General features: G+C 49.6%; 23 protein-coding genes and 2 pseudogenes. 14 read left to right on the forward strand and 11 right to left on the reverse strand.

Annotated elements, in window-relative coordinates:
* Positions 1–92: 92 nt before the first annotated feature.
* From N438_RS02665 to N438_RS02690, 6 genes and pseudogenes are all read left to right on the forward strand, one after another.
* Positions 93–860 (forward strand): helix-turn-helix transcriptional regulator, encoded by a 768-nt coding sequence (locus N438_RS02665; protein ID WP_016161089.1) that lies wholly within the window; start codon positions 93–95, stop codon positions 858–860.
* Positions 861–1,063: 203 nt separating this feature from the next.
* Positions 1,064–1,288: a hypothetical protein gene (locus tag N438_RS02670; RefSeq protein WP_100750955.1), complete on the forward strand. Its 225-nt coding sequence runs from the start codon at positions 1,064–1,066 to the stop codon at positions 1,286–1,288.
* Between the two features lie 194 nt (positions 1,289–1,482).
* Complete coding sequence (locus N438_RS02675) at positions 1,483–1,959, forward strand: GNAT family N-acetyltransferase (RefSeq protein WP_023297655.1); 477 nt, start codon at positions 1,483–1,485, stop codon at positions 1,957–1,959.
* Between the two features lie 343 nt (positions 1,960–2,302).
* Entirely contained in the window at positions 2,303–2,692 is a 390-nt protein-coding gene (locus tag N438_RS02680) for a hypothetical protein (protein ID WP_023297654.1), read from the forward strand.
* A gap of 413 nt (positions 2,693–3,105) precedes the next feature.
* Positions 3,106–3,351, forward strand: a pseudogene (locus tag N438_RS02685) (TonB family protein); the annotation flags it as partial.
* A gap of 179 nt (positions 3,352–3,530) precedes the next feature.
* Positions 3,531–4,562 carry a GIY-YIG nuclease family protein gene (locus N438_RS02690; protein WP_023297653.1) on the forward strand — a complete coding sequence of 344 codons (1,032 nt, stop codon included), beginning with the start codon at positions 3,531–3,533 and terminating at the stop codon, positions 4,560–4,562.
* 123 nt (positions 4,563–4,685) lie between these two features.
* On the opposite strand, the gene N438_RS02695 is transcribed toward N438_RS02690, so the two are convergent.
* The gene (locus tag N438_RS02695) at positions 4,686–5,411 is read right to left on the reverse strand and encodes a type 1 glutamine amidotransferase (protein WP_064144349.1); all 726 of its coding nucleotides are present in this window, start codon (positions 5,409–5,411) and stop codon (positions 4,686–4,688) included.
* 92 nt (positions 5,412–5,503) lie between these two features.
* On the opposite strand from N438_RS02695, the gene N438_RS02700 reads away from it, so the two are divergent.
* A complete protein-coding gene (locus N438_RS02700; protein WP_171004542.1) occupies positions 5,504–6,304 on the forward strand; it encodes a helix-turn-helix transcriptional regulator in 801 nt (266 codons plus the stop codon).
* 461 nt (positions 6,305–6,765) lie between these two features.
* Here the strand turns inward: N438_RS02700 and N438_RS02705 are convergent, their stop codons facing one another.
* The 3 genes from N438_RS02705 to N438_RS02715 form a co-directional block, all read right to left on the reverse strand.
* Positions 6,766–7,665 carry a hypothetical protein gene (locus N438_RS02705; protein WP_022065952.1) on the reverse strand — a complete coding sequence of 300 codons (900 nt, stop codon included), beginning with the start codon at positions 7,663–7,665 and terminating at the stop codon, positions 6,766–6,768.
* A 201-nt stretch (positions 7,666–7,866) separates the two neighbouring features.
* Positions 7,867–8,223, reverse strand: coding sequence for an ASCH domain-containing protein (locus N438_RS02710; protein ID WP_163593177.1), 357 nt, complete (start codon positions 8,221–8,223; stop codon positions 7,867–7,869).
* Between the two features lie 252 nt (positions 8,224–8,475).
* Positions 8,476–9,411 carry a LysR family transcriptional regulator gene (locus tag N438_RS02715; protein ID WP_038422584.1) on the reverse strand — a complete coding sequence of 312 codons (936 nt, stop codon included), beginning with the start codon at positions 9,409–9,411 and terminating at the stop codon, positions 8,476–8,478.
* Between the two features lie 99 nt (positions 9,412–9,510).
* On the opposite strand from N438_RS02715, the gene N438_RS02720 reads away from it, so the two are divergent.
* The 6 genes from N438_RS02720 (at position 9,511) to N438_RS02745 (ending at position 17,346) form a co-directional block, all read left to right on the forward strand.
* On the forward strand, positions 9,511–9,945 hold the full coding sequence (locus N438_RS02720) for a DMT family transporter (protein ID WP_004151877.1): 435 nt from the start codon (positions 9,511–9,513) through the stop codon (positions 9,943–9,945).
* 9 nt (positions 9,946–9,954) lie between these two features.
* A complete protein-coding gene (locus N438_RS02725) occupies positions 9,955–10,446 on the forward strand; it encodes a DMT family transporter (protein ID WP_064166519.1) in 492 nt (163 codons plus the stop codon).
* An 844-nt stretch (positions 10,447–11,290) separates the two neighbouring features.
* Positions 11,291–12,886 (forward strand): carbohydrate porin, encoded by a 1,596-nt coding sequence (locus N438_RS02730; RefSeq protein WP_116696059.1) that lies wholly within the window; start codon positions 11,291–11,293, stop codon positions 12,884–12,886.
* A 269-nt stretch (positions 12,887–13,155) separates the two neighbouring features.
* Positions 13,156–15,024 (forward strand): beta-glucoside-specific PTS transporter subunit IIABC, encoded by a 1,869-nt coding sequence (locus tag N438_RS02735; RefSeq protein ID WP_116696160.1) that lies wholly within the window; start codon positions 13,156–13,158, stop codon positions 15,022–15,024.
* A gap of 4 nt (positions 15,025–15,028) precedes the next feature.
* Positions 15,029–16,489 (forward strand): family 1 glycosylhydrolase, encoded by a 1,461-nt coding sequence (locus N438_RS02740; protein ID WP_116696060.1) that lies wholly within the window; start codon positions 15,029–15,031, stop codon positions 16,487–16,489.
* A gap of 23 nt (positions 16,490–16,512) precedes the next feature.
* Positions 16,513–17,346, forward strand: a complete 834-nt coding sequence (locus N438_RS02745) for a PRD domain-containing protein (RefSeq protein ID WP_012541670.1) — start codon at positions 16,513–16,515, stop codon at positions 17,344–17,346.
* Between the two features lie 72 nt (positions 17,347–17,418).
* Here N438_RS02745 and N438_RS02750 read toward each other — a convergent pair whose 3' ends face one another.
* Positions 17,419–18,294, reverse strand: coding sequence for a LysR family transcriptional regulator (locus N438_RS02750; protein WP_032700956.1), 876 nt, complete (start codon positions 18,292–18,294; stop codon positions 17,419–17,421).
* A gap of 129 nt (positions 18,295–18,423) precedes the next feature.
* Here N438_RS02750 and gstA point away from each other — a divergent pair, with 129 nt between their 5' ends.
* On the forward strand, positions 18,424–19,038 hold the full coding sequence (gstA, locus tag N438_RS02755; RefSeq protein ID WP_072045516.1) for a glutathione transferase GstA: 615 nt from the start codon (positions 18,424–18,426) through the stop codon (positions 19,036–19,038).
* A gap of 48 nt (positions 19,039–19,086) precedes the next feature.
* Here gstA and N438_RS02760 read toward each other — a convergent pair whose 3' ends face one another.
* The 6 genes and pseudogenes from N438_RS02760 to N438_RS27745 form a co-directional block, all read right to left on the reverse strand.
* Positions 19,087–19,401, reverse strand: coding sequence for a PTS cellobiose transporter subunit IIB (locus N438_RS02760; RefSeq protein ID WP_072045517.1), 315 nt, complete (start codon positions 19,399–19,401; stop codon positions 19,087–19,089).
* A gap of 265 nt (positions 19,402–19,666) precedes the next feature.
* Positions 19,667–20,941, reverse strand: a complete 1,275-nt coding sequence (fabF, locus tag N438_RS02765) for a beta-ketoacyl-ACP synthase II (protein ID WP_116696061.1) — start codon at positions 20,939–20,941, stop codon at positions 19,667–19,669.
* Between the two features lie 19 nt (positions 20,942–20,960).
* A complete protein-coding gene (locus N438_RS02770) occupies positions 20,961–22,523 on the reverse strand; it encodes a DHA2 family efflux MFS transporter permease subunit (protein WP_016161075.1) in 1,563 nt (520 codons plus the stop codon).
* Complete coding sequence (locus N438_RS02775) at positions 22,520–23,563, reverse strand: HlyD family secretion protein (RefSeq protein ID WP_032733066.1); 1,044 nt, start codon at positions 23,561–23,563, stop codon at positions 22,520–22,522. The genes N438_RS02770 and N438_RS02775 overlap by 4 nt, the downstream gene beginning before the upstream one ends.
* Positions 23,547–24,104: a helix-turn-helix domain-containing protein gene (locus N438_RS02780; RefSeq protein ID WP_012541677.1), complete on the reverse strand. Its 558-nt coding sequence runs from the start codon at positions 24,102–24,104 to the stop codon at positions 23,547–23,549. The genes N438_RS02775 and N438_RS02780 overlap by 17 nt, the downstream gene beginning before the upstream one ends.
* Positions 24,101–24,220, reverse strand: a pseudogene (locus N438_RS27745) (hypothetical protein); the annotation flags it as partial. The gene N438_RS02780 and the pseudogene N438_RS27745, both read right to left, overlap by 4 nt.
* Positions 24,221–24,275: the final 55 nt, after the last annotated feature.

Raw genomic sequence — 24,275 nt, forward strand, 5'->3', positions numbered from 1 at the left:
GAAAATGAGCGAGCAGCTTATACCGGTCGCGTACGGCTTCCCATTTGCGTAGCGCTCAATTACCTTTGTAAATCGGTCAGAGGGGGGCAGGTGTGCGCAACGTAAAAATTGACGAGGTCGATCGGCTCGATCGCGAAGTAGTCGCGTTAGGCAATGACTATGCGCAAGGGTATATTCTGCCACCGCACCAGCATCGTCGCGCACAGCTGCTGTATGGCGCGACCGGACTGATGTATGTCACCACTCAGGACGGAGAATGGGTGGTTCCTCCGCAACATGCTGTCTGGATCCCTCCTGAAACCGTGCACGCCGTCAGATTTGTGGGGGTGACCACGCGTAGCTTATATATTGAGCCAGATTATGTGGCCGCTTTCATTAAACACCGTCGTTGCGAAGTGATCAGCGTCTCGCCGCTGTTGCGCCAGCTACTGCTTGAGGCTGTGGATTTACCACCGTTGTACGACAGCCCACGCGATCGCACGCTGATACAGTTGATGTTGCTGGAACTGGCCGCCATGCCGGTCCGCGAATTTGACATTCCGTTGCCGCAGCATCCGGCGCTGCTGGCGCTTTGTCAGGCTTTTTTGCTTAACCCCTCTATCCATGATCCTGCGGCACGCTGGGCCAGGGCGCTGTTTATGAGCCAGAGCACCTTTCGCCGGCATTTCCTGAAGCAACTGGGCCTGTCATTTTCCGCCTGGCGTCAGCGAGCCTGCGTGGTGAGCGCCCTGGCATGGTTGATAGCAGGAAAACCGGTGAACGAAGTGGCATTATCTCTTGGATACGATAATGCGTCCTCTTTCGCCACCATGTTCCGCCGCGTGACCGGGCAGCCGCCATCGTTTTATCACCCAGCCTGATGCGTCGGGGAAGGGGACTCCGGCAGCATGTGTCGGAAATGAATGTCGCTTTTATGGCGTTGCTATGCGCTAACGTAGTCATAAGACAGACAATCCGGGAATGCCTGGCTTGCGTCTTCAGGTACCCCTACATTTAGTGGTGGCTACATCCAGGCGGTTTATCTATTCTGCCTGTAACCGTGAGAAGACCGGAGTCTCTCTTTGTGAACCATCTTATCGTTGAAAAAATCATCATCATCTTTCTTCTCATCCTGTGGGGATTCGATACATTCAGAACCAGGAAAAGAAAACGTTATGATCCCGCCATTGAAGCCGCTGATGCCAGCGAACGTTATCAATGGCGCTATCTGAGATGGGGGGTTCGGATCATACAGGTGGTAGCGGGAGTGTATATCGTCGTGCAGCTGATTCAGGTTTTACTGAGATAGAGGCCGCCGGTAGGGCGAAGGGAGAAAACATCCGGCTGACCAGAATGAGGTCAGACAATAGCGGTTTTCACGTCGGCAAAGGGGAATGTCCGCTCTGTGCAAGGAGTGGACGTTGCCGCCTCACTCAAAGTATGCTTTAGAGTTTTTATGGTAGATGTAAATGGTTCGCAGAATAAAACGTACAAGGAAAAGGTATGAAGATCAGACTTGCTGCGCCTGTGGAGGCAGAAGAATGCTGGAGCATTCGAAATCAGGCCATACGTTACGGATGTAAGAACAGTTACGATGATGCGGTTATTGCGGCATGGACCCCGGAAAAAATGCCTGAGAGCTACAGGAACGTCATTATAGCGAATCCTTTTTTCGTTGTTGCTGCCCCTGATGGCAGACTGTTAGCTACAGGCTATCTTGAGCTATCTACAGGAAGTATTGAGGCTATATTTACGCTACCTCAATATACAGGTAAAGGGTTAGGTAGTCAGATTATTGAAGCCATCAAAAGTGAAGCTCGTGAACGTGGTTTTGAGCAATTGACTTTGTCCTCAACACCTAATGCCCAGACTTTTTATGAGAAACATGGTTTCAAACTTATGCAGGAAAGCATGTATCCCTCTGCCTTGGCGCAGGCTGAACTGCGCTGCATGGAAATGTCTATAAATCTCCTGGGATAGTGGTTCGCTGTCTAATCGCAATGATCAATATGCCCAGTTACCACTGCAGGTAGATCTTAAAAGCTTCAAAATTAACGTCCGCTTTTGCACCGCCCGGACCTTGCTGAGAATGAATTTCTTCTGTGCTTAAGTGCGGAAGTGGTTAACAACATTCTGTGTGAATCGCAACGGGGAGTGTGCCAAAGGAGACAAGCTGGCAATCAGGCAGAGCATGAGATTACGCTAGGGAGTAAGTTAATCAATCCTGCCATCGCAACACTAGATTAGCGTCAAGAAACGCTTTAGATTGCCGACATATACATTTAGCGTTATTTTTGAAAATAAACAAAATGGATTGAGCCGTATGAAAAAACTTTTACTTCTTGTTCCACTGGTGTTTACTGCGTCGGTACAGGCTTCTAAAGTCATGGTAGGTCAGATTTGCAAGGCGGCTTCTGCTGCGATGTTTGGCCGTGACCATAAGATCATGCAACTGGATAAAGTTGAATCAGGTATTGCCTACGTACATTATATCCGACAGAACGATGGCACCCGTTGGGCAATAAAGTGTAAACTTATAGGTGATCAGGTTATGTGGGCATCTGATAACCCTGACAGCACCGGTCGCTGGCGGGATGATCCTGCGGACAGTACAGTCAAATATTCTATTGATGGTAAAAAAATAATTATTACCGAGCTCTATACTGACGGTTCCAGTACCACGAACTCTTATCCCTTGAAGCAGCTAAAATGACTTTGACCTTCTCTCCGTTGATTACGATACCTCAATGTTAATAACGTAGTTGTGGGCGTTGCAAACTTCCGCTCCTCGCTCATGGCGGACCTTTGGCTCAGCTGGTTTGTCCGCTCAATGCCAGGAGCGGGAGGAGCTGGCATCACTATGTAACACTCAACGCGGCGCAAGCCAGTCAGTCAGCTAGCGAGTTTTTGTAGGCCGGGTAAGGCGCAGCCGCCACCCGGCAAAAAATACGGAACAAGAGCAGCCCAACAGCGTAGCCAGTATAAGGCGTCACGCATCGCTATCCGGGATCCTCCCTGCTGGCGCTATGTTCAGCCGCTTCCGTGTTAAGCTCCCCTGTGTCGCAGGAATGACTGAAGAATCTCCCCCTTAGCATCAGCAGCAAGCTGTCGCTTAGGCACCGGAGATTAAGCACTCATGATAAGAACGGAAACCTCCTGCCGAATGTTCTGCGGATTCAGTATGATGTTGATTCAGATGGTAGAGTACAGAATGTAAAGATACTGGAATCGACAACGACTCCGGAGTTTGAACATAAAATCATATAAATGATGAGTAAATGGCGCTTTGAAAAGGGGAAACCGGGAAAAGCTAAAAGAGTAGTCGTCATGAGCCAACCCAAATCAGACGGCGGCCCCGCGAAAAAGCAGTAAGCACTTTTGAGGATTAGTCGCCTGACGCATCATCTACGCCAGTAAAGCTCCCTGGGTACCAAGAGCGAACCCTCCCTATCAAACTCTCGATGGGTGTATTTAAAATAAATGGTAATTGATTGTTATTTTTTTTCCGCCATAATGAGGATGTATTGTGAAAAATTTAAAAGGTGGTAAATATGACTGACGAAACGAACGGATACGTATATATATTGGAAGTTTCTGATATTGACTTACCTGTATGCAAGATTGGAATGACGACAAGAGATCCAACCTCTCGATGCAATGAGATAAATAAAAGCTCAACAGGTGATTTTATTTGGGCAGTTTCTCACTCTATTTTTGTTAGTGACTGCAAAAAGCTAGAGAGATTAATTCACGATAAGTTAAGTCCATTGCGGCAAAAAAGAAGAGAGTTTTTTAATTTGCGCGCAGATGATGCATACAAAGCAGTAATGTCAATTTTTGAATATCAAGATGAGATAAAAATAATGACTGAGTTGGAATCGAAACCCTTATTAATAATTAACCCAAACCATAAAGTTAGAAAAAATAACAGTTATCTGTCCAGACACAGATCTGCTGAGTATGCAGAGATTTTGCAGTCTTTTTGCGAAATTCTGGGTGTGAAAGGAAGGGCTTTTGGCCAGCTCAATAAACCATTTTTTGGCATGAGCGATGGGAATGAAGGCGCTCAATGGAATATTTCTGTGTGTCCGCAAAATAATAATATCCGTATGGGTGTTAATCTTGAAGGGAAGAAGTATAAAGATTGGCCTATAGCTAAGCTTATTAAATCAGAGTTGGCAGCCCCTAGGTTGTTAAGTGTAATACAAGACTTAGATCCTGAGAATGAAATTAACATGGCTTTTTATCGAGATGCCTGGCAGGTGGTTTCTAGACCTGAAATTAGAGAGAAATATATAGGTGGCAAGGAGTTTAACCTTCATGAGTTGACTCATGGAGAATGGAGGTGTATTTTAAATGAAGCTTTAAATTGCTTGGATAAAGAACGTGGTTATAAAGGAAGGAATATCCAGGATGTTACGATGGTAAACAAAAATGATAGTGTTCTAGTCCGTACCATGCCAGTTTCCCCTCATTTAACAATATGGTCTCCATTAATAATTAAAGATAATATTGATAGTTCAATCCGAAATAAATTTAATCAATTGATTCAAATTCATCGTTGGATGATGCAGTTAAGTTGAAAAATTGCGTTTGTTATGTCCGCTCCTCGCTCATAGCAGACCTTCAACTCAGGTAGCTTGTCTGCTTTGTGCCAGGAGCGGACATTAAAATCAAAACCGATGGCAAGCTCACCGAGCATGACATTATGCTTGCGCTGCTTTGTAACGTGCTTCCAGCTTATCCAAAAAGCCAAAAAGAACTTGATTCATTTCACTGTAATCGTGCGCCCGGAGCGCTTCAGGCGTGTCAACGAAACGATATTCTGCTGCACGGCTCAGGTCTTTCTCAGAATGAGCGATCAACCGTTCTACAACGTCCAATGTGAGCTCCATGTGGCACTGGAAACCAAAGACGCGGTCTGAATAGGCAACGATCTGCCGCGGACAGCCTTCGCTGTAAGCAATAATTTTGGCCTCTGGCGTCAAACCTGGCATGTCGTTATGCCAGTGACCCACTGCCAGTGTTTCCCCAAAGTGAGAGAACATCTCATCCTTCCTGCCGTCTTCGGTCAATGTGATCGGGAATTTACCAATCTCTTTTTCCGGGCTATGAGAGAACGGCGCGCCCAGCGCTTCACCGATTAGCTGTGAACCCAGGCAGATACCGATCACCGCCTTACCGGTTTTAACCGCGGAAGCAATCAGCGCCTGTTCCGCTTTAGCATTAAAGTGCAGGCACGCTTCAAGCGTGGTGTCCGGATCTTGCGGACCGCCCATAACGATAAGAAAATCGATGCCTACGGCGTCAGCAGGTAGCCGATCGCCTGCATAGACGCGTGAGTAAGTTACATCATGACCCTGGTTTATTGCCCAGGTTTCATATGCGCCCGGGGCTTCAAAACTTTCATGTACGATAAAGTGTACACGCATGAGGTTAAGCTCCTGTAATATCTTTGATGATCAAAATGATAAGTCACGCACCCATTGCCTAAGGCTCTACTCCGGGTGGTTCCAGTTTCGATATGATAATGGCAGGGGCTAAATCTGAAATGCCAGGTAGTATAGATAAAGCGCCAAGACATGATGAGGCCACAGGCTGGTCCAGTACTGCGATAAGCTATCAACGCGGCGAGGTAGATCCTCCCCATCATCATGTTGAGGGGCAGCTACTCTTCGCCACCAGAGGGGTTATGCTGGTGCAAACAGAGAGCGACCGTTGGGTGATCCCTCCTCAGCGGGCATTATGGCTACCGCCTTTGCATATCCATAGTTATCATCTGCTTTCACAAACCGATCTCAGGGCGATCTATTTCAGCAGTAGCCTTATCGCAGAATGTACGAGCTTTACGAAGAGTCAGCAGGTACATGTGATCACGGCTACGCCGTTAGTCAAAGAACTTATCGCTGGGCTGTTCAGTGAGGACTACGCCAGACCGAGTCAACGGAAGATAGCTTTGTTGCTTCTGGAAATTCTCAGCGAGGCTCCACCTTTAACGATGGCGCTTCCCATGCCGAATGATGAGCGATTATTTAGCGCGGCCAGATCGCTACTGGTCAATCAGCGCTGGGAAGCATCGCTGAGCGAGCTGGCTTTTATGTCGGCCATGTCGGAACGGACCTTTTCCCGCTTGTTTATGAAGGATACAGGCTTTAGTTTTAGAACATGGAAGCAGAGAGCCAGAATTTGCGCTTCGTTGGATCTTCTCGCGAACGACGTTCCAATCAAACAGGTCGCTTACCAGCTTGGTTTCTCATGCCCGGCGGCATTTACCGCTGCTTTTCGCTGCATTCTGGGGTCAACGCCACGCGATTTTGTGCCTTAAACCGGGAAACCCTCAAAGCGGTCTTTGAGACTGTCATGGGCATATTACCAGACGCAGAAACCCTGCGAGGGTAGGGGTATCCCGCCTTTGCTGTTGAGAAAGGTAGTTTAATTTGCACCCGACACACTCTCATTGATTAAAGCACGGAGTGGAGATTACTGCGGTCCACAGTTCTGACAAACCGTGAAAGAGAAGGCCTGCGTAAAGAAAAAAGGTGTCGCGATGCGTGATGAAATTACCTTATGACAGACCTTGCGGTGATTTACGGCACCGGGTGGATTCCGGACGCTGTGAGCCGACTCATTGCTACGAAGCCTGATTCTGCTGTACCTCAAGCCATATGATAGCCTGCACAACAATCACATACCGTCCATTAATGCGTCCAGGGGAGTACTCCCGGGCCCTGGACGTCCCCTGTGTGCCAAAAGCGGAAGTAGGCTGAAGATAAATTAGCATTGCTGTTAGTCGTGGGTGCTGCAGATGGGTAGAAATTGATAACTTAGGATGCAAGTTCGTCCCGCTCTTTCAGCAGTTTTCATTGAGGGTATATTCTCCGGAATAATTGTGCCCATATACAAAGATAGTTCCGAATCGGAATGAGTTAATAATCGGTACAGCAGGCGTTGCGCTCGGGCCGACAATGATCGACCGCGAAAAGCAGGAAGTATTACTTTGTCAGTAATACGATATCCTCTCAGAAAAGCGAGGTTTCCTTTCTGGCATATTAGCAACCCGGCGCGAACATCGTTTTCATAGATAATATATACTTCTCTCTCAGAAATATGGTCACACAACTCTTCGTCATCAACTGCTACCAAATTGCTTGCAGACAGTTCGCGAACTGTCTGCCATGTATGCTTATAGGCATCGCCCAGAGCCTGACAACACCAGTCAAAATCTTCGTATGTCGCCACTTGCAAAGTAAGAGATTTATCATTGAATTCAGGGGGTTCAGAAAAAGAGGTGGCATATATATACTGGTCGGGAATTCCCTGCGGGAAGGACTGGCCTGGCACAAGAATGCGGACATACTGAGCTCTGAGTTGTGACCATTCCTTACTAATGAGTTCTAATGCAGTATGATTTAGGTCAGAATCCATACCTACAATATCAATAAAAGGTTTGTTAATATTTCCGCCCTGATAACGGGGGCCAGTAAGAAATTGCTTTCCATCAATTTTGAGTTTTCGTTGTAAAAAATATTCCTGACATAATCCAGTTTCTCTCCAGGGAAATCGCGCCGAGAAACTTCTGTCCGTACACCTCGATTCCTGCTCTGACAACCATTGTTTTAACCATGAACGTAGAGTAACTTCAGGCACAGGTAGCCTGGCATATTGAGATAGCATGTAAGATAGCATAAAAATATTTTTCCCTTGGATATAAAAATGTTTTTTTAAACAAATCAGAATAGTTCTACTCTCATTTTATTACCAATTATAGCTGGCACGTCCGCTCCTTGCTCAATGCGGACCTTTAGCTCGACAGCTTGTCCGCTCCGCGCCAGAAGCGAACAGTGTTATCAGTGGCCAGTGATAAAACGTCAACCCGTTGACCTTGCCTTACAGCACCTCAACCACTTCAAATTCTTCTGCGATCAACTCCATATCCTCAGAAAAATGACCTTCAGAGCTGAAAAATCTCTGATGCTCTCTCTTCCAGTATTCAAGGCTTAAATCGCCTTCACCTTCTTTGCGGGCGAACGCTTCAGTCACATCACAAAAACGAACCAGCTGCATCGAAATCAGTCTGATCACGCAAACTGGAACATTCTGGCCATCAAGAATAATGTGATAACTCCCTATCCTCGGAGCAGATTTTTCCTGCTGGTAAGAGGCAAAAGATCCGCAAGAGGCTGTTTTTCTGCCTATTTTGATCAGTTCCGCAAGCTGGTTGGCCAGCTCCGGGCTGTCACCCATTTGCCAGGCGTCTGCGCCGGGATACTTCTTTTTTATTTCCTCAACCTCAACCATGAAAATCCCTTTGTTCTCGTCAATGAAAAGAAATGGCATACCTTTTTTAACATGAGCGGTCCCAACATTATCAGCGATATCTTTCTTTAGATAGTGTGGTCCGTTCTTCACTCAAAACAGACCTTAAGCGCATTTAACGCGTGTGCTCTGCGCCAGAAACGGAAGTTAACTTCGAGACGAGCCATAAAGTCGCCTGTCTTATTCAGACTGCCAGTAAAGCGGTGAACCGAACGCGTCCAGGTAGTAATCGATAATCGCCCGCACGTTCAGCGGAGGGTGGCGGGCATTCGGATAGATTGCCGCGATGTGCTGTGGCTCCGTTTTTATGGATGTATCCAGCTCCGGCAGCAGTCCGACCAGCTCGCCGCTCTTCAGCCGGTCTCCAATCAGCCAGTCAGGAAACAGCACAATCCCCATCCCCCCAAGTGCGGCAATCAGCAGGGTTTCCGCATTATTCGATGACATCAGGGGCGAGACGGGGTAGTGCACCCATTCCTCTCCGCGCCTGCGCAGCAGCCATTGGTTTGGTCCTGACGAACCGCGATAGACCAGGCATTGATGTCGCGCGAGCTCTTCGGGTGATCCCAGCATGCCGTGCCGGCGGATATAATCCGGTGACGCGGCAAGATGATAGAACTGCTGGCCAAACACGCGCGCATGAAAGGCGGAATCCGTCAGCACGCCAATCCGGAAAATCACGTCAGCCGGCTCCCGGTGCGGATCGATGTAATCATCCGTCAGCGTAAGCTCAATACTAAGCTTCGGGTATCGCTCCGTCAGGCCGGGTAACGCGGGTGCGACATGGCGCTGTCCAAAGAACACCGGTGCGTTTATGCGGACCATTCCGGAAGGCTCAAGCGTTCTCTCATTGAGTTCCCGCCGCGCCTCTTCCATGCTGCCCGTCATCGCACGCGCATAGCGGATAAAAAGATGGCCGCTTTCCGTCGGGATTATAGCCCGGGTATTGCGGTAAAAAAGCTGCTGCCCGAGCACATCCTCCATCTGATGGATGACGCGTGATACCTGAGAGGCCGATATCCCTTCCCGCCGGGCCACCACAGAGAAATTCTGCGTTTCATAAACGTCTATAAAAATCAGCAGGGCGCGAATACTGATGTTCCCAAGGCCATTCATTAATGCATATCCTGCACAGGTGTTTATCTCATTATGGCATTTTTCTCATCCATGTTAAGTCGTAATCTTCTCCGCCTGGACTTTGGGAGACTGATTGCTATGCAACTAATATTGATTTTTATCGTCATTGCCGGAGGCATGGGACTGTCCATAGAGGCAGGATTGCTCGGGCCACTGGGTGGGGAGGTCGGTGACCTCTGGGCTACCTTCAGCATATTTGGCGTGGGCGCGGCGCTGACCTTCCTGCTGATGCTTTTTTTCAGCCCGCGTAACAGCCCGTCATTCTTTGCGCAACCAGCGTGGCAGCTGCTTGGTGGCGTGCTTGGGCCGATTTACGTCATCATCCTGACCGTGGTAACGCCGGCAATTGGCATCGCCATGACTATGATCGGCATCCTGGCAGGCCAGGTGTTCAAGAGCCTGATTATTGATCACTTCGGTCTGCTCGGTACGTCGCGCCGGAAAATTGACAGTAAGCGTATCATTGCGCTGATTTTCATCATTGCAGCGCTGGTTATGGTTGCACAGGGGTAAAGTAACATTATGACTATTATCATGATTCTGCTCGCCGTTGCCGGTGGCGCCATGCTGAGTATCCAGGCGGCTATCAATGGCCAGCTGGGCAGCAAGGTCGGCGTATTTAAAAGCGCGTTCCTGACATTTTCTGTCGGCGCCCTGGTGACGGGGCTGCTGATCTTCTTCTTCGAACCCAAACACTCCCTGACGTTGATGGACGTGCCTAAATGGCAGCTGCTGGGCGCAATGTTTGGCGTACCGTATATCGTCATTATGGTACTGGCCGTCCAGCGTATTGGCGCGGCAGTGGCTACGGTCGCTGTCATTTTTGGCCAGTTAACCATGAGCATGCTGATCGATAACTTCGGCTGGCTGGGCAATGCGTCGATTCCATTCTCGATGAGCCGAATCGGCGCCATTATCTGCCTGGGTATCGCGCTGTTCTTCATTTACTCCAGCAGTAAGTCAAAAGCCGCAATGGCGAAAACTCCCCGGCAGCAGGAAAACGCTAACACATAAGCCCGGCCAGTTCAGGTGTTCTCTCTGAAGAGTGCCAGAAATATCCTGACACTCTTCAGGTGTTACACAGCGATGCCATGGGCATATTACAGGGACAGAAACCCGGTGCGGGTAGGGTTTATCCCGCTTTTGCTGTTGAGAAACGTCGTTTAATTCGCATCCGGCAACGGTTGAAATTTGTAAGACATGTCACATTTTAAAAAAAATTCAAAGTAAGCTATTGTAAAACCCTCCTACAAAATATTTAAATACACGGGCAGAACGACAGGCGTGTAACTGGTAAAACAGGCAAGACCTGAGATGAGCGATGAATTTAGACCTATTCATTGCTCATCTCAGGTCTTTTTTTTTGCTTCTGGGGTGGCAAATGGATTCCAAAAAAACAGCGCAGAAAATACGTAAATTGAACAGCGGGGCAAGCAATTTTGAACATATTGAACATGGTTCTACCCGACGACAGCTTAGCTTAAATGAAGAAAAATGCTGCTCCTGATAATCCAAATAGCGTCAAGCTTACTTTTATCGGGCAGGGCGGTCATTTGGGTTCATTTGTAAAAACAGAACTGTTGTGACGAGATAAGACAAGAGAAGTCTCCGTTCACGTTGCGAATCGGCACAGTTAAAGGAGTGACAACAAGCAAATAATTTTTTTGAAAACAATTTTTCATTTCAGAACTCAATATTAATGTTAAGCATCGATCCATTTCGCTGGAGTCAAATAGCTATGAAATGATCAGGCTAAATAGGCTTGCTTACTATATATATTTCTACCCTGGGAAGGTGAGGTATGATTTTATTTTAATATACGCTTTACCCCTGTAATCTACATGAGAATATTTAAAATATGAACAAGACTATTCTATTTTGCCTTATCTCTGCCATGTTCAGCAATGCTTATGGACAGAGTTTAACAGTGGAAGAGAGACTGGCTTTGCTTGAAAAACAACTCCAGGAAAACACTGCAGAATTAAAAAGCACAAAAGCAGAATTAACCAGGTATAAGCAAGCTGATAAAACAAACAGAAACCCGGTCAGTTCAGCAGATGAAAAAAATCAACCAACAACAAATTCTGCCACTTCAACTATTGCAGCAACATCGAGTACTAGCAACAAAACAGGCAATAGTGCCACAACTAAAGTTAATAATGATCTTACATTGAAAGAAATTAGTGACTTTGTTAAAAACGATATTGGGTTTTCGTACAATGGCTATTTCCGTTCTGGTTGGGGAACGGCTAATCATGGATCGCCAAAAGAGTATGCTATTGGATCTCTTGGCCGTTTCGGCAATGAATATACCTCATGGTTCGATCTTCAACTCAAGCAGAAAGTGTACGACCAGGATGGTAAAACTGCACATGCTGTCGTTATGCTGGATGGCAATGTGGGTGAGCAATACAACAATGCAGTCTTTGATAAAGATACAGAGAGTAACTTACAATTTTCTGATATCTATCTCACGACGAAGGGATTTCTTAATTTTGCCCCTGAAGCTGATTTTTGGGTAGGTAAGCACTATCTGCCTAAGTATGAGATACAGATGCTTGACTGGAAAAGCGTCAGAACAGAAAGCGGAGCAGGGCTCGGTATAGAAAACTGGAAAATGGGTCCAGGCAAATTTAACGTTGCTGTAGTGCGGCAGGACCTGAACGCGCGCGCTCTTGATTATGATACATCAGGAAATTCATTACAGATCAATACGAATGCGCTTGATATACGTTATCGTGAAATTCCATTATGGGACAAGGCAACATTTGAACTTGATGGGCGCTATAACATGGCAAACAAATCAGACGTCGTGAAGTCAGGGGAGGCTGATGGTCAGTATTATCATGTAAAAGATGCCTGGCTGGTAGGTGCGATTTTAAGGCAGAAGTTTGACGCAGGAGGTTATGACGAATTAACCCTCCAAGCTGCCAATAATTCTATTGCCAGTTCTTTTGCAAAAATTTCTGGAGCAAACCCAACATTTGGGAGTGGTGATAACTATTATGGAAATCACACAAATGGCAAGGCATTCAGAATAATTTCACAAGGGGAATTTTACCCCACGGAAAACACTATTGTTGCACACGCACTAGTATATTCAAATGGTAATGATATATTTAGCTATGATACTGGTGCTCATACAGATTTTGAAAGTTATCGAAGTGTCATCCGTCCTGCTTATATCTGGGATAAATTCAACCAGACCGGGGTAGAACTCGGATGGTTTAGACAGGATAACAAAACTCAAGAGCAGACATATAGTGAATCCGGTTACAAAACAACATTGTATCATGCGCTCAAAGTTAATACATCAATCCTAACCTCAAGGCCAGAAATTCGGTTCTATACAACGTATATCCGGGCAAACCAAAACGAGATATCGAATTATACATTCAACGATAATAAAAAAGATCAATTGTCTATTGGCGCTCAGGCTGAGGTGTGGTGGTAACTATCGGTTAATATAAAGGAAATATAATACAGGAAGAAAATACTCCTGGGAGGGTTTTATATCGTAGTCATTTACGAGGATTATTATGTGATAACTGTCACATTTTGACAAAAGATGGGTTAATTTTATTGCCTGTAACTATGTATATAGTATATTGTTGGCAAATATGTAGTACAGGCGTGTAACTGGTAATGCAGGCAAGACCTGAAATTCTCCCCCTGATTTGGGGTGAGAATTTCAGGTCTTTTTTTTTGCTCATGAGGCAACTTATGGATCATCTAAATACTGGGCGTACAATTCTCAAATTAGTCGGCGGAGCAGGCAACATCGAACACATTGAACATTGCTCAACCAGATTACGCTTAAGCTTGTATGACAATGCTAAAGTTGAAGTGTCTGACCTCAAAAAATTACCTGATGTAATGGGTGTCGTGACAAATGTGCAGTGTCAGATAGTCATTGGCAAAGACGTTGTTAAAGTGTTTGATGCGATTAGATCGTTAATGGCTAATGATGCTGACGCGAAACAGAAACCAGTAACCAAGAAAAAATGGAATGCATGGTTGATTGATTTTGTTATCAGTATCTTTCAACCACTCATACCTGCAATTGCAGGTGGCGGCGTGCTGAAATCCATTTTAATTATTTTGAATATGGCTGGATGGCTGACTAAAGACAGTTCGACATATCAAATTTTGGACTGCATCGGAACCGCGCCTATTTATTTTTTACCCTTACTTATCGCCATCACTACTGCGAATAAGCTTAAAGTTAATCCATTAGTTGCATTGACTGCTGTCTCAGTCTTGTTGTTGCCCACATTTACTACCCTGGCAAAACAAGGTGCAACGTTAATGACTTTCGATATTACGAACGTCTCCTATGCAGCGCAGGTGTTTCCCGCAATTCTCTGTGTTATTTTTTATGCACAAACGGAATCTCTTTTTAATCGTTATACGCCTAATGCGTTACGTGGTTTCTTATCGCCCATGTTATCGCTGGTTACGACGGTCCCCGTCACATTGCTTATCCTTGGACCATTAGGTTTTGAAATGGGGTCTCTGTTAACGCATCTGATCCTTTGGATGCATGGCAAATTTGGATTCATCGCAACAGGCTTACTTGCTGGCGGACTGCCATTTATTGTAGCGGCCGGTATGCATAAACCTTTCCTCCCTTATGCCATAATGTCAATGGGGCAAACAGGTAAAGAATCATTGTATAACCCAGCTTCCTTAGCTCACAATATCGCTGAAGCAGGAGCCTGCCTTGCCGTTTCGCTAAAAAGCAAAGATAAAATGTTTAAAGGGACTGCTCTTTCCTCTGGAATATCAGCGCTGTTTGGCATTACTGAACCTGCACTTTACGGGATTACTTTACTGCATAGGCCAGTACTGATCTCCGTGATGCTGGGGGCAATGGTCGGTGGCTCCTTCATGGGATTTATGATGGTCTCAGCTTATGCAATTGTAGCGCCGAGCCTTGCCAGTATCTCAATTTTTGCGTCACCGGATAATCCAACCAGTTTGATATATGCAATCATCGGCGCACTTGTTTCATTCTGCCTGGCATTTTTATCAACATTATTCTTCTGGAAAGAAAAAACAGCAACGCCCCATCCAGAGGAGGACATGCCCAAATTTGAGAAGACTGAAGTCACTGCTAATCCAGTCTTAATGAATGACTTTACCTTTACCAGTCCGGTTGAAGGGAAAGTCATCCCCCTGACAGAGGTCAACGACGATGTATTTTCTTCAAAAATCATGGGGGATGGTATCGCTATCGTTCCAACTGTGGGAGCACTCTATGCACCTGCCGATGGCGTTATTGAGCATGTGTTCGAAAGTGGCCATGCAGCCAGCATGATGACTACCCATGGAGTAGAGGTTATCTTTCATATAGGAATTGATACGATACAAATGAACGGTCAAGGCTTTCACCCGAAAATTACAGATGGCCAACACGTTAAAGCGGGTGAACTATTAATCGAATTTGATATTGATGAAATAACTAAAGCGGGTTATGACCCAGTTGTAATAATGGTTATTACCAATAGCGATCGTTTTATGATGAAGCCGTCGAACGATCATACCAATACACTCCAGCAGTTTAATATTTTTTCATTAAAAGAGGCTTAATATTATGTCGAAATCTATTCTTCCCAAGAATTTTTTATGGGGTGCAGCCATTGCAGCCAATCAGGCAGAGGGTGCATGGAACGTTGACGGCAAAGGGCCTTCCGTTGCAGATGCAGTTGCCTATAAGGCGCATCTGAGCACGAACGATTATGCCGGCCATATGGCCGTATCTGATCAAAACGTGAGTGATGCGCTTGAGGGGAAGAATGATCAAAATTACCCTAAACGCAGAGGCATCGATTTTTATCATCGTTACAAAGAAGACTTAGCGCTTTTTGCCGAAATGGGTATAAAAGTCCTGCGCGTATCAATCGCGTGGTCACGAATCTTCCCAACAGGTGAAGATGAGCAACCGAATGAAAAGGGATTACAGTTCTATGAAAATATGTTCACTGAAATGCGCAGACTTGGCATTGAGCCATTGGTTACGCTCTCACATTATGAAATGCCATTAGCATTGAGTGAGAAATATAATGGCTGGGTCCACCGAAATGTTGTTGATGCGTTTGTACGCTATTCAAATGTGTGCTTTGACCGTTACAAGAATTTGGTACGTTACTGGTTAACATTCAACGAAATTGATAGCATTCATCGGCATCCTTTTACGACTGCCGGTGTCCGCGAAGAGAAAAGTCTACCAGGAGAAAGCACGCAGGATATTTATCAGGCGTTGCATCATCAGTTTGTTGCTTCGGCGTTAGCGACAAGAGACTGCCATGAAAAGATTCCTGGCAGCCAGGTCGGATGCATGCTTACTAAGTTAACAACGTACCCACTGACCTGTCATCCTGCTGACGTGGAAGCCACTCTGAAAAAAAATCTCGAAAACTATTTTTATTCAGATGTTCAGATTAAAGGCGAATATCCACCATTAATTAAGCGGGACCTGGAGCTGCGGAATATCAAGATAAAAATGCAGCCGGATGATTTGGAAACGTTACGTCGCTATACTGTAGATTTCCTTTCATTCAGTTATTATATGTCCATCACGGAATCTGTTCAGTCCGATGCAGAGCGCACGGCAGGAAATACTATCATGGGTGTAAAAAACCCTCATCTACCGGCTTCTGAATGGGGATGGCAAATAGATCCTGTAGGGCTTAAAATTTCGCTACTGGAGCTTTACGATCGATATCAAATCCCTTTATTTATTGTTGAAAACGGGTTTGGGGCAAAAGATACAGTGGTTGATGGGAAGATTCATGACGATTACCGTATTAATTATTTCCGTGCGCATTTTGAGCAGATGATTGAAGCTGTCAAAGAAGGTGTCGATTTAATAGGGTATACGAGTTGGGGAACAATTGATATTATTAGTGCTGGCACGTCGCAAATGACCAAACGCTATGGTTTTATTTATGTAGATCAAGATGACGAGGGGAACGGTTCTTTGAATCGGTTACGCAAAGACTCCTTCTATTGGTATCGCAAGGTTATAGCGACGAACGGGACTGATTTAAGTTAATCATTGCTACCGCGGGAACTGAGATGAAAGTTAAAAAGTCCTTAAATAACAGCATGCTGCTTGCTGAGAATGACGGAAAAGAGATGATACTCTTTGGCAAAGGTATCGGTTTTAACACCAAGCCAGGGACAATTATCGACTTGCAAAGTGTCGAACAGGTCTTTATGCCTTTGGATACCCTCAAGTCGCGACATTATCTGTCACTAACGGACACAATTCCCGCGGATTTCTTTGAGATCACTCATGAAATTGTTAAGATGGCTCAAGCTCATTACAGCGAAAAGCTTAATTCAGTTTTACTATTCACCCTCGCGGAACACTTGCATTTTGCTGTTGAACGCTGTAAGACAAATACGAACATTGCGAATAAACTGACCTGGGAAATAAAGCGTTACTATCAGAAAGAGTATAGCATTGGCGAGCTGGCAAGAGATTTGGTATCAGCTAAGTTTGCGGTGAGTCTTCCTGATGACGAGGCTGTACACATTGCTTTTCATATTATCAATGCAACTTTTCAATTTGATGAGACTAACGCACATAAGCAAGTAGAGTTAGTTAACAGAATTGCTGAAATTGTTCGTTATAAACTCAATCAAAATATTGATGTGAATTCAATTCACTATGCCAGATTTATTACGCATTTAAGATATTTCGCTGAAAGGGTATTAAATAATAGCCTTGCAACAGAAGAAACTGACGACTTCTATAATGAGTTAATTCGTTTCCATCCAAAAGCGATGGTGGTTGCTGAGGTGATTCGTGACTTTATAAAAAGCAATTACGCCATTGCTATTCCTAATGATGAACTTACCTGGTTAGGTATACATATCAGTAAACTCAGTAAATATTCAAAGTGAAATTTTAGTTTGGGAACAGGAGATAGGTCAGAGATTGATGCCATGGCGATAAGATGATTCACTCTGGAGCGCTCATCTTCGTTTACGTAGCGCATTAAGCAGCGCCTGTGTGGCATCAGAAGACGTTCCGGATGGCGAACAAACCAGTCCAAACTCACGATGAATAGCCGGCGTCACTGGCACCACGCACAGGTTGCGTAAGGTCTCCGGCAGGGCGGATTCCGGTACCAGCGCGACGCCCATCTCTTCGCCGACCAGTTTACAGGCGCTTATCCAGTCGCGAACCGTCACGCGGATATCAGAGAGTTGCAACCCGGCCTTTTCCATCAGGCTTTTGCCATTCACGACACAGCCGCCCGTCGCCAGAACAAAGGGCTGGTCCGCCAGCGCCTTTAGCGTTATGCCATCAGCTTTCGCATGCTGTGCCAACCGATGGCTGGCGGGCAGGACCGCGACCCATGCATCCTGTCCTAGTACCACCTCTGCACGTCCGGGAACGGGATTCATGACCACCCCAAGTTCAACGGTGTCTGCGGCAAGCCACGCTTCGACTTCTTCGTCAGAGCCTTCCAGCACAACAACGTCAATACCCGGATGCAGGCGCTTAACGTCGCGCAGCAGGCCGGGCAACAAGGTAGACGTCACGGAGGGAAAACTGGCCAGCCGAATGCGCCCGCGGGTGACGTTCCGGCCCCGATCAGCCAGTTCGCGGATGGCGTTCAGCTGCGAAAGCATGTTTCTGGCATGTTCCACCACCTGCTCACCCAGGGCGGTAATCCCGATGTATCGTCGCTCACGGGTAAATACCGGAAAGCCCAGAGAAGCCTCCAGCTGGGCAATGGCCTGGCTGGCGCCGGACTGGGTCATGCCTATCTCCTCGGCAGCGCGTGAGATATTGCCGGCATCCGCTACGGCTACCAGCAGGCGCCAGTGTAAAAGATTCATCATGATTATCAGTAGCTCAGCTAATAGTTCTTTTCTATATCATTAATTTTACAGTGCGATCGGCGTTAAATACAGTGTGCTGAGGATCGTGCAGGACGTTGTCCGACGGCTTTACACATTAACGGAGACGAGATGAAACTTTATTACGCGCCAGATACCTGTTCATTATCACCGCACATCGTGCTGCGCGAGCTGAACCTTGAATTTGAACTGGTGAGAGTCAACAACAGAAGCAAGGTCACCGCTGATGGTCGCGACTTCCTCACCATTAACCCGAAAGGGTATGTTGCTGCGCTTGAGCTGGATGATGGGCAGATCCTCACAGAGGGGCCGGCGATGGTGCAGTACCTCGCCGATCGTAAACCCGAATACGGCCTGGCGCCACGCGCGGGCAGTTGGGAAAGGGTGCGCCTGCAGGAATGGCTTAACTTTATCACCAGTGAAATACACGCGGGTTCGGCGCCGCTGTTTAACTCCGCGCTGGCGGAAGATGTCAAAACGATTTTTCGAGACAAGCTATTCCGACGCTTCGATTTTCTGCAGACGACGCTCAGCGAAAAAACCTATCTGACGGGGTCATCCTTTAGCGTGGCGGATGCCTACCTCTTCACGGTGCTGGGATGGTGCAAATTCTTCGCTATCCCACTGGATCGCTGGCCAGCGCTATCGTCGTACATGGAAATAATAAATGCCCGTCCTGCTGTACAGGCGGCATTACGGGCTGAAGCGTCTCAACAGGGCAGGTAGAAGGCGACATGCGTAGAGAAGGCCGCACAAGAGAGGCGGCCTTTGGCGTCAGATTGCCAGTTCAGGCATCTGCGCCATCACAAACGTGAAAACTTTTTCCGCGTCGAGTGAGGCATAGGGCAGACTTTCAATCACCGCAATAGAACGAGCGTCGCCAACGATCCCTCTTATCTCCGCGACCTTATACTGAATATGCGGCGCAACGAGAAATCCGTCGAAAGCGGGCGCCACGCTGGCAAAATTTTCCAGGCCCACTGCGCTGACAATGAGAGGATGGCCCTTTTTTTCCGCCAGTAACTGTATCTTTTTGGCGAGAGAATTGGCGGTGTTGCCAAACAAACAACATATCAGAAGCTTTTTCATGGTTTTACCTCCTGAGAATTAGTCACAGGATATGACTCGCCATGCGCATAAAATGAGCGCCACCTCATAATTGCGTGAAGAATTCATCATGATGTTGCTGACCTTTCTGGCAAAGATGACCGATAGCGAAGATCTTGATAAAGGTCACTGCCGCGCCGTGGCGGCGCTTCGTCGTCTGCTGTGCCAGAAGAGGGAGATCAGTGACTGAGTAGGGTGTCCGGGTGGAAATTCCCCGCCGGCCAGTGCCGGCGGGGGGAGTTGACGATTATTCCCAGCGTTTCAGCAGCAGGCTGGCGTTAACGCCGCCAAAGCCAAAACCGTTTGACAGCGCATAACGCATTTTCTGCGGGCGGGCCTGCAGCGCCACCAGATTGAGACCTGCCGCCTCTTCATCGGGGTGATGCAGGTTCAGCGTCGGCGGCACCACCTGGTCACGCAGCGCCTGAATGGTGAAGATGGCCTCGATCCCGCCGGCCGCGCCTAACAGATGGCCGGTGGCGGATTTCGTCGAGGTAATGGCGACCGGATGGGCGCCAAACAGCGTTTTAATCGCCGCCAGCTCACCTTTATCACCTACCTGCGTTGAGGTGGCGTGGGCGTTGATATGGTCAATCTCGTCGACGGTCACCCCGGCCTGGCGAATAGCGGTCTCCATGGCCCGACGTGCGCCGTTCCCGTCTTCCGGGCCAGCGGTCAGGTGATAAGCATCTGCGCTGGTGCCGTAGCCCACCAGCTCGGCCAGCGGCGTGGCGCCGCGCGCCAGCGCGTGCTCCAGAGATTCGATCACGATAAGCCCCGCGCCTTCTCCCATCACAAAACCATCGCGGTCTCGGTCAAAGGGGCGGGATGCGCTTTCCGGCTGGTCGCTGTAGGCGCTGGACAGCGCCCTTGCCGCGGCAAATCCGGCCAGGCTAACGCGATGAATTGCCGCTTCCGCGCCGCCGCAGAGGGCAATATCCGCCTCGCCGCTGCGGATCATCCGCGCCGCATCGCCGATGGCCTGAGCGCCAGCCGCGCAGGCGGTGACCGGCGCGCCGATGGGCCCCCGGAAGCCGTGGGCGATAGACACATGCCCGGCGGCCAGGTTGGCCAGAAAAGAGGGGATGGTGAACGGCGAGAGACGACGCGGCCCACGTTCATCGGTGGTATGTACCGCATTGGCGATCTCGCTGAACCCGCCAATCCCGGTGGCGATCACTGTGGCGGTGCGTTCCTGTTCGGCCTCGGATGCTGGCGACCAACCGGCCTGGGCCAGCGCTTCGCGCGCGGCGACCAGCGCAAACTCAATAAAGCGATCCATCTTTTTGCGCTCTTTCGCCGGGATGGTCGCCAGCGGGTCGAAGCCGTGCAGCGGATCGCTGTCAATGGACGGCACCTGGCCGGCCACTTTGCAGGGAATATCCGCGCCCAACTGCTCGCTGAGTCGGGTGATCCCTGACTTTCCTGCCAGCAGCGACTGCCAGACGTGCTGTACGCCGCAGCCCAGCGGGCTGACAATCCCCATCCCGGTGACGACAATGCGTTTAACGGAAACGCCCATAGTTAACTCTCCTGTAGTATCAGTGTGCCGGCGGCTTTTTCATCAAGGGAACCAGTAGCGCGGCAAGTAAAAAACCCATCATGATGAGGTAGAAAGCATCGGAAAATGCCTGGGTTCGCGCCTCCCGTAGCGCCAGCGCGGAAAGATTTTTCAGCGCCGCCGTCTGCGCGGCATCCGGCGAGATCCCCTGGACGGTGAAGTTTGCCGCGCTGCGCTGAACAAAATCGCTCATTGCCAGGTTGGCGTTATTCAGATGGTCCGCCAGGCGGCTGTAGTGCAGATTGGTTCTGTCGTTAAGCACCGTGCCGCACAGGGCGATGCCGATGGCGCCCCCGAGGTTGCGCATCAGATTAAACAGCCCGGAGGCCAGCTTCAGGCGCGCGGGCGGCAGGCTGCCCAGCGTCAGGGTCACCGTTGGCGCGACGGCAAACTGCTGCGCCAGTCCACGAAAGGCCTGCGGGAGCAGCAGCTGGTCCGCCCCCCAGTCGTGGGTGATCGGAACAAAGCTGTACATCGACACCGCAAAGCCGATCAGCCCGGCCATCAGCAGCCAGCGCAGATCGACGCGGTTGGCGAGCCACGAATAAAACGGAATAGACATGACCTGGAACAGACCGGTGGAAAATACCGCCAGGCCGATCTCCAGTGCACTGAAACCGCGCACGCTCCCCAGATACAGCGGGGTTAAATAGATGGTGGCGAAGATGCCGACGCCGGCCATAAACGAGAAATAGCAGCCGAGGCTGAAGGTTCGATCCTGCAGGGCGCGGAGATCCATCACCGGCTGCGGATGGCGCAGGGTGCGGATAACAAAGGCCACGCCGCAGAGCAGGGCGACCCAGGCGGTGGTCGTCAGGGTCGCGTCATCAAACCAGCCCCAGCGCGGACCTTCTTCGAGGGTATATTCCAGGCAGCCGAGGGACAAGGCCAGCAGCAGAATACTGAGATAGTCGGCGCCGCGCAGCAGCGAGGGGTCGGCGCTGTCTACTTTTACCAGCAGCGGCACTGCCACCGCGATGTAAATCCCCGGAACCACGTTGATAAAGAACAGCCAGTGCCAGTTGTAGTTTTCGGTGATCCAGCCGCCCACCGTTGGACCCAGCGTAGGGGCGAGGGAGGCCAGGCCGCCGATCGTCGCCGCGGCAATAACCCGCTGTTTGCCCTGGAAAAAGGCGAAAGCGGTGGTGAACACCAGGGGGATCATCGACCCGCCCGCCAGTCCCTGCAGGGCGCGGAAGGCGATCATACTCTGGATGTTCCACGCCCAGCCGCACAGCAGGCTCATCAGCGTGAAGCCCGCCGCGGAAGCGGCAAACAGCCAGCGGGTCGACATGACCCGGGCCAGCCAGCCGGAAAGCGGGATAATAATGATCTCGGCGATCAGGTAGCTGGTTTGTACCCAGACGGTTTCATCGTCGCCCGCCGACAGGCCGCCGCCAATATCCCGCAGCGAGGCTGAGACGATCTGGATGTCGATAAGGGCAATAAACATCCCCACGCACATGCTGGCGAAGGCGAAGATCTTCTTCGCCGTCGGCATCGACAGACCCTGCGGGGCGGACAGCGCCTGAACGGTGCTCATCGAGGGCTCTTTTCGTTCACGGTGACGATCACCGACAGTCCCGGGCGCAGGACGTCAAGCTTTGCCCCGTCACCTTCCAGCGCAATGCGGACCGGCACCCGCTGCACGATTTTAGTGAAATTCCCGGTCGCGTTCTCCGCCGGCAGAATGCTGAAGCGTGAGCCGGTCGCCGGCGCCAGGCTGGCGACATGGCCCTTAAAGGTATGGTTCGGCAGCACATCGGCGACGATGGTCACCGGCTGGCCGGCACGCATATGCGCCAGCTGGTTTTCCTTGAAGTTGGCGTCAATCCACAGGCCGTGCGCGGGCACCAGGGAGAGCAGTTGCGTGCCGCTGCTGACGAACGAGCCGGACCACGCGCGGCGGTTGCCAATCACCCCATCGAACGGCGCGCGAATGTCGGTATAGCTGAGGTTCAGCCTCGCCATCTCGAGGTTAGCCTGGGCCTGCGCCAGGGCAGCCAGGGTTTGCTGCTGGCGAGCATCCAGCACCGCCAGCTGACGTTCGGCCACGGTTTTATCCGCTTTGGCCTTCTCCTGCTCGGCGTGCGCCCGGCGATAATCGGCGGAGGCGTTATCGCGGATCTGTGCGGAAATCGCGCTCGACGCGGCCAGGGCGTTATAGCGTCGGTTGTCGTTAGCCAGTTTTTCGGTTGCCGCCGTGGCGGCCAGTAACGAGGCCGCAGAGCCGGCAATGGTCGCCTGCTGAAGCTGGCGGGTAGCCTGAATATCGGCCAGCGCGGCCTGCTGCGCCGCCACTTCTCCGGCGGCTTTCGCGAGGGCGGCGCGATAATCGCGGTCGTCAATGCGGATCAACAGGTCACCTTTTTTCACCGCCATATTGTCCTGCACCGCCAGCTGCTGGATATAGCCGGAGACTTTGCTGGAGATGGCGCTAATGTCGCCGCCGACATAAGCATCATCGGTGGTCTGCATAAAGCGCCCGGTATGCCACCAGTAAGCGCCGTAGCTCGCTGCCGCCAGGGCGGCAGCGCCCAGGGCCGCCAGGACAAGAATATTTTTCTTACTGGTCGGATTCATTGCTGGCATCTCTGTAAGGTTCAGGCTGGAATTTTTGCCCGCTATCGCCTTCGCGTTTGCGCAGCAGATATTCATGACGATATTTCATCAGCGGCGAGGCGGCGGGGCCCGGCACCATGGCGTATTTACCCGGAATAATCTCTTCCCCGGTCGCTTTATCCACCATGACTGGCTCCACCCGTCGCTGGGTGGCGGTTTCCACCAGCTGCATCTGACGGCCTTCGGGGGCGAAGTGGCGGTTACCCCATTCCGCCAGCGCCAGCAGCACCATGCGAAAATCGCGGCCGCGTTGCGTAAGGTGGTATTCGTAGCGCGGCGGGGTGCTGCTGTAGCACACCTTCTCCAGCAGCCCGTCGTCGACCAGCGCCTTCAGGCGGCGCGACAGAATATTGGGCGCGACGTTGCTGCTTTTCTGGAACTCGTCAAAGCGGGTAAAGCCCGCGAAGGCGTCACGCAGGATCATGATGCTCCAGCTGTCGCCGATGCGGCCAAGGCTGCGGGCAATGGGGCAGGGAGCGTGGCAAAGCGGTTCATTTTTCATGGGCTGTCCAGTAACCAGGTGGCTTTTGCCAGCAAATTGACATAGTCACTATCAAAATGCAAGTTACTCTTCACGGTACCCAGGGGAGAAGCCGCTCCCGTTTCGCTACGTCGTTTCTCCTTTGAATGCCGAAAAGAGGGACAGTCGCCGCCACCTTATTCCTGCTTTGCC

It is taken from the genome of Klebsiella sp. GL120222-02 (genome assembly GCF_003097195.1).
Taxonomy (GTDB): domain Bacteria; phylum Pseudomonadota; class Gammaproteobacteria; order Enterobacterales; family Enterobacteriaceae; genus Klebsiella; species Klebsiella variicola.

What these genes read in the sequence shown, in the direction of transcription:
- N438_RS02690 (WP_023297653.1), top strand. Translation starts at nt 3,531, where the DNA reads ATGACTGACGAAACGAACGGATACGTATATATATTGGAAGTTTCTGAT.
- N438_RS02680 (WP_023297654.1), top strand. Translation starts at nt 2,303, where the DNA reads ATGAAAAAACTTTTACTTCTTGTTCCACTGGTGTTTACTGCGTCGGTA.
- N438_RS02725 (WP_064166519.1), top strand. Translation starts at nt 9,955, where the DNA reads ATGACTATTATCATGATTCTGCTCGCCGTTGCCGGTGGCGCCATGCTG.
- N438_RS02730 (WP_116696059.1), top strand. Translation starts at nt 11,291, where the DNA reads ATGAACAAGACTATTCTATTTTGCCTTATCTCTGCCATGTTCAGCAAT.
- N438_RS02740 (WP_116696060.1), top strand. Translation starts at nt 15,029, where the DNA reads ATGTCGAAATCTATTCTTCCCAAGAATTTTTTATGGGGTGCAGCCATT.
- N438_RS02780 (WP_012541677.1), bottom strand. Translation starts at nt 24,104, where the DNA reads ATGAAAAATGAACCGCTTTGCCACGCTCCCTGCCCCATTGCCCGCAGC.
- N438_RS02705 (WP_022065952.1), bottom strand. Translation starts at nt 7,665, where the DNA reads ATGCTATCTTACATGCTATCTCAATATGCCAGGCTACCTGTGCCTGAA.
- N438_RS02745 (WP_012541670.1), top strand. Translation starts at nt 16,513, where the DNA reads ATGAAAGTTAAAAAGTCCTTAAATAACAGCATGCTGCTTGCTGAGAAT.
- fabF (WP_116696061.1), bottom strand. Translation starts at nt 20,941, where the DNA reads ATGGGCGTTTCCGTTAAACGCATTGTCGTCACCGGGATGGGGATTGTC.
- N438_RS02700 (WP_171004542.1), top strand. Translation starts at nt 5,504, where the DNA reads ATGATAATGGCAGGGGCTAAATCTGAAATGCCAGGTAGTATAGATAAA.
- N438_RS02720 (WP_004151877.1), top strand. Translation starts at nt 9,511, where the DNA reads ATGCAACTAATATTGATTTTTATCGTCATTGCCGGAGGCATGGGACTG.
- N438_RS02715 (WP_038422584.1), bottom strand. Translation starts at nt 9,411, where the DNA reads ATGAATGGCCTTGGGAACATCAGTATTCGCGCCCTGCTGATTTTTATA.
- N438_RS02760 (WP_072045517.1), bottom strand. Translation starts at nt 19,401, where the DNA reads ATGAAAAAGCTTCTGATATGTTGTTTGTTTGGCAACACCGCCAATTCT.
- N438_RS02775 (WP_032733066.1), bottom strand. Translation starts at nt 23,563, where the DNA reads ATGAATCCGACCAGTAAGAAAAATATTCTTGTCCTGGCGGCCCTGGGC.
- N438_RS02735 (WP_116696160.1), top strand. Translation starts at nt 13,156, where the DNA reads ATGGATCATCTAAATACTGGGCGTACAATTCTCAAATTAGTCGGCGGA.
- N438_RS02710 (WP_163593177.1), bottom strand. Translation starts at nt 8,223, where the DNA reads ATGGGTGACAGCCCGGAGCTGGCCAACCAGCTTGCGGAACTGATCAAA.
- N438_RS02675 (WP_023297655.1), top strand. Translation starts at nt 1,483, where the DNA reads ATGAAGATCAGACTTGCTGCGCCTGTGGAGGCAGAAGAATGCTGGAGC.
- N438_RS02695 (WP_064144349.1), bottom strand. Translation starts at nt 5,411, where the DNA reads ATGCGTGTACACTTTATCGTACATGAAAGTTTTGAAGCCCCGGGCGCA.
- N438_RS02770 (WP_016161075.1), bottom strand. Translation starts at nt 22,523, where the DNA reads ATGAGCACCGTTCAGGCGCTGTCCGCCCCGCAGGGTCTGTCGATGCCG.
- N438_RS02750 (WP_032700956.1), bottom strand. Translation starts at nt 18,294, where the DNA reads ATGATGAATCTTTTACACTGGCGCCTGCTGGTAGCCGTAGCGGATGCC.
- gstA (WP_072045516.1), top strand. Translation starts at nt 18,424, where the DNA reads ATGAAACTTTATTACGCGCCAGATACCTGTTCATTATCACCGCACATC.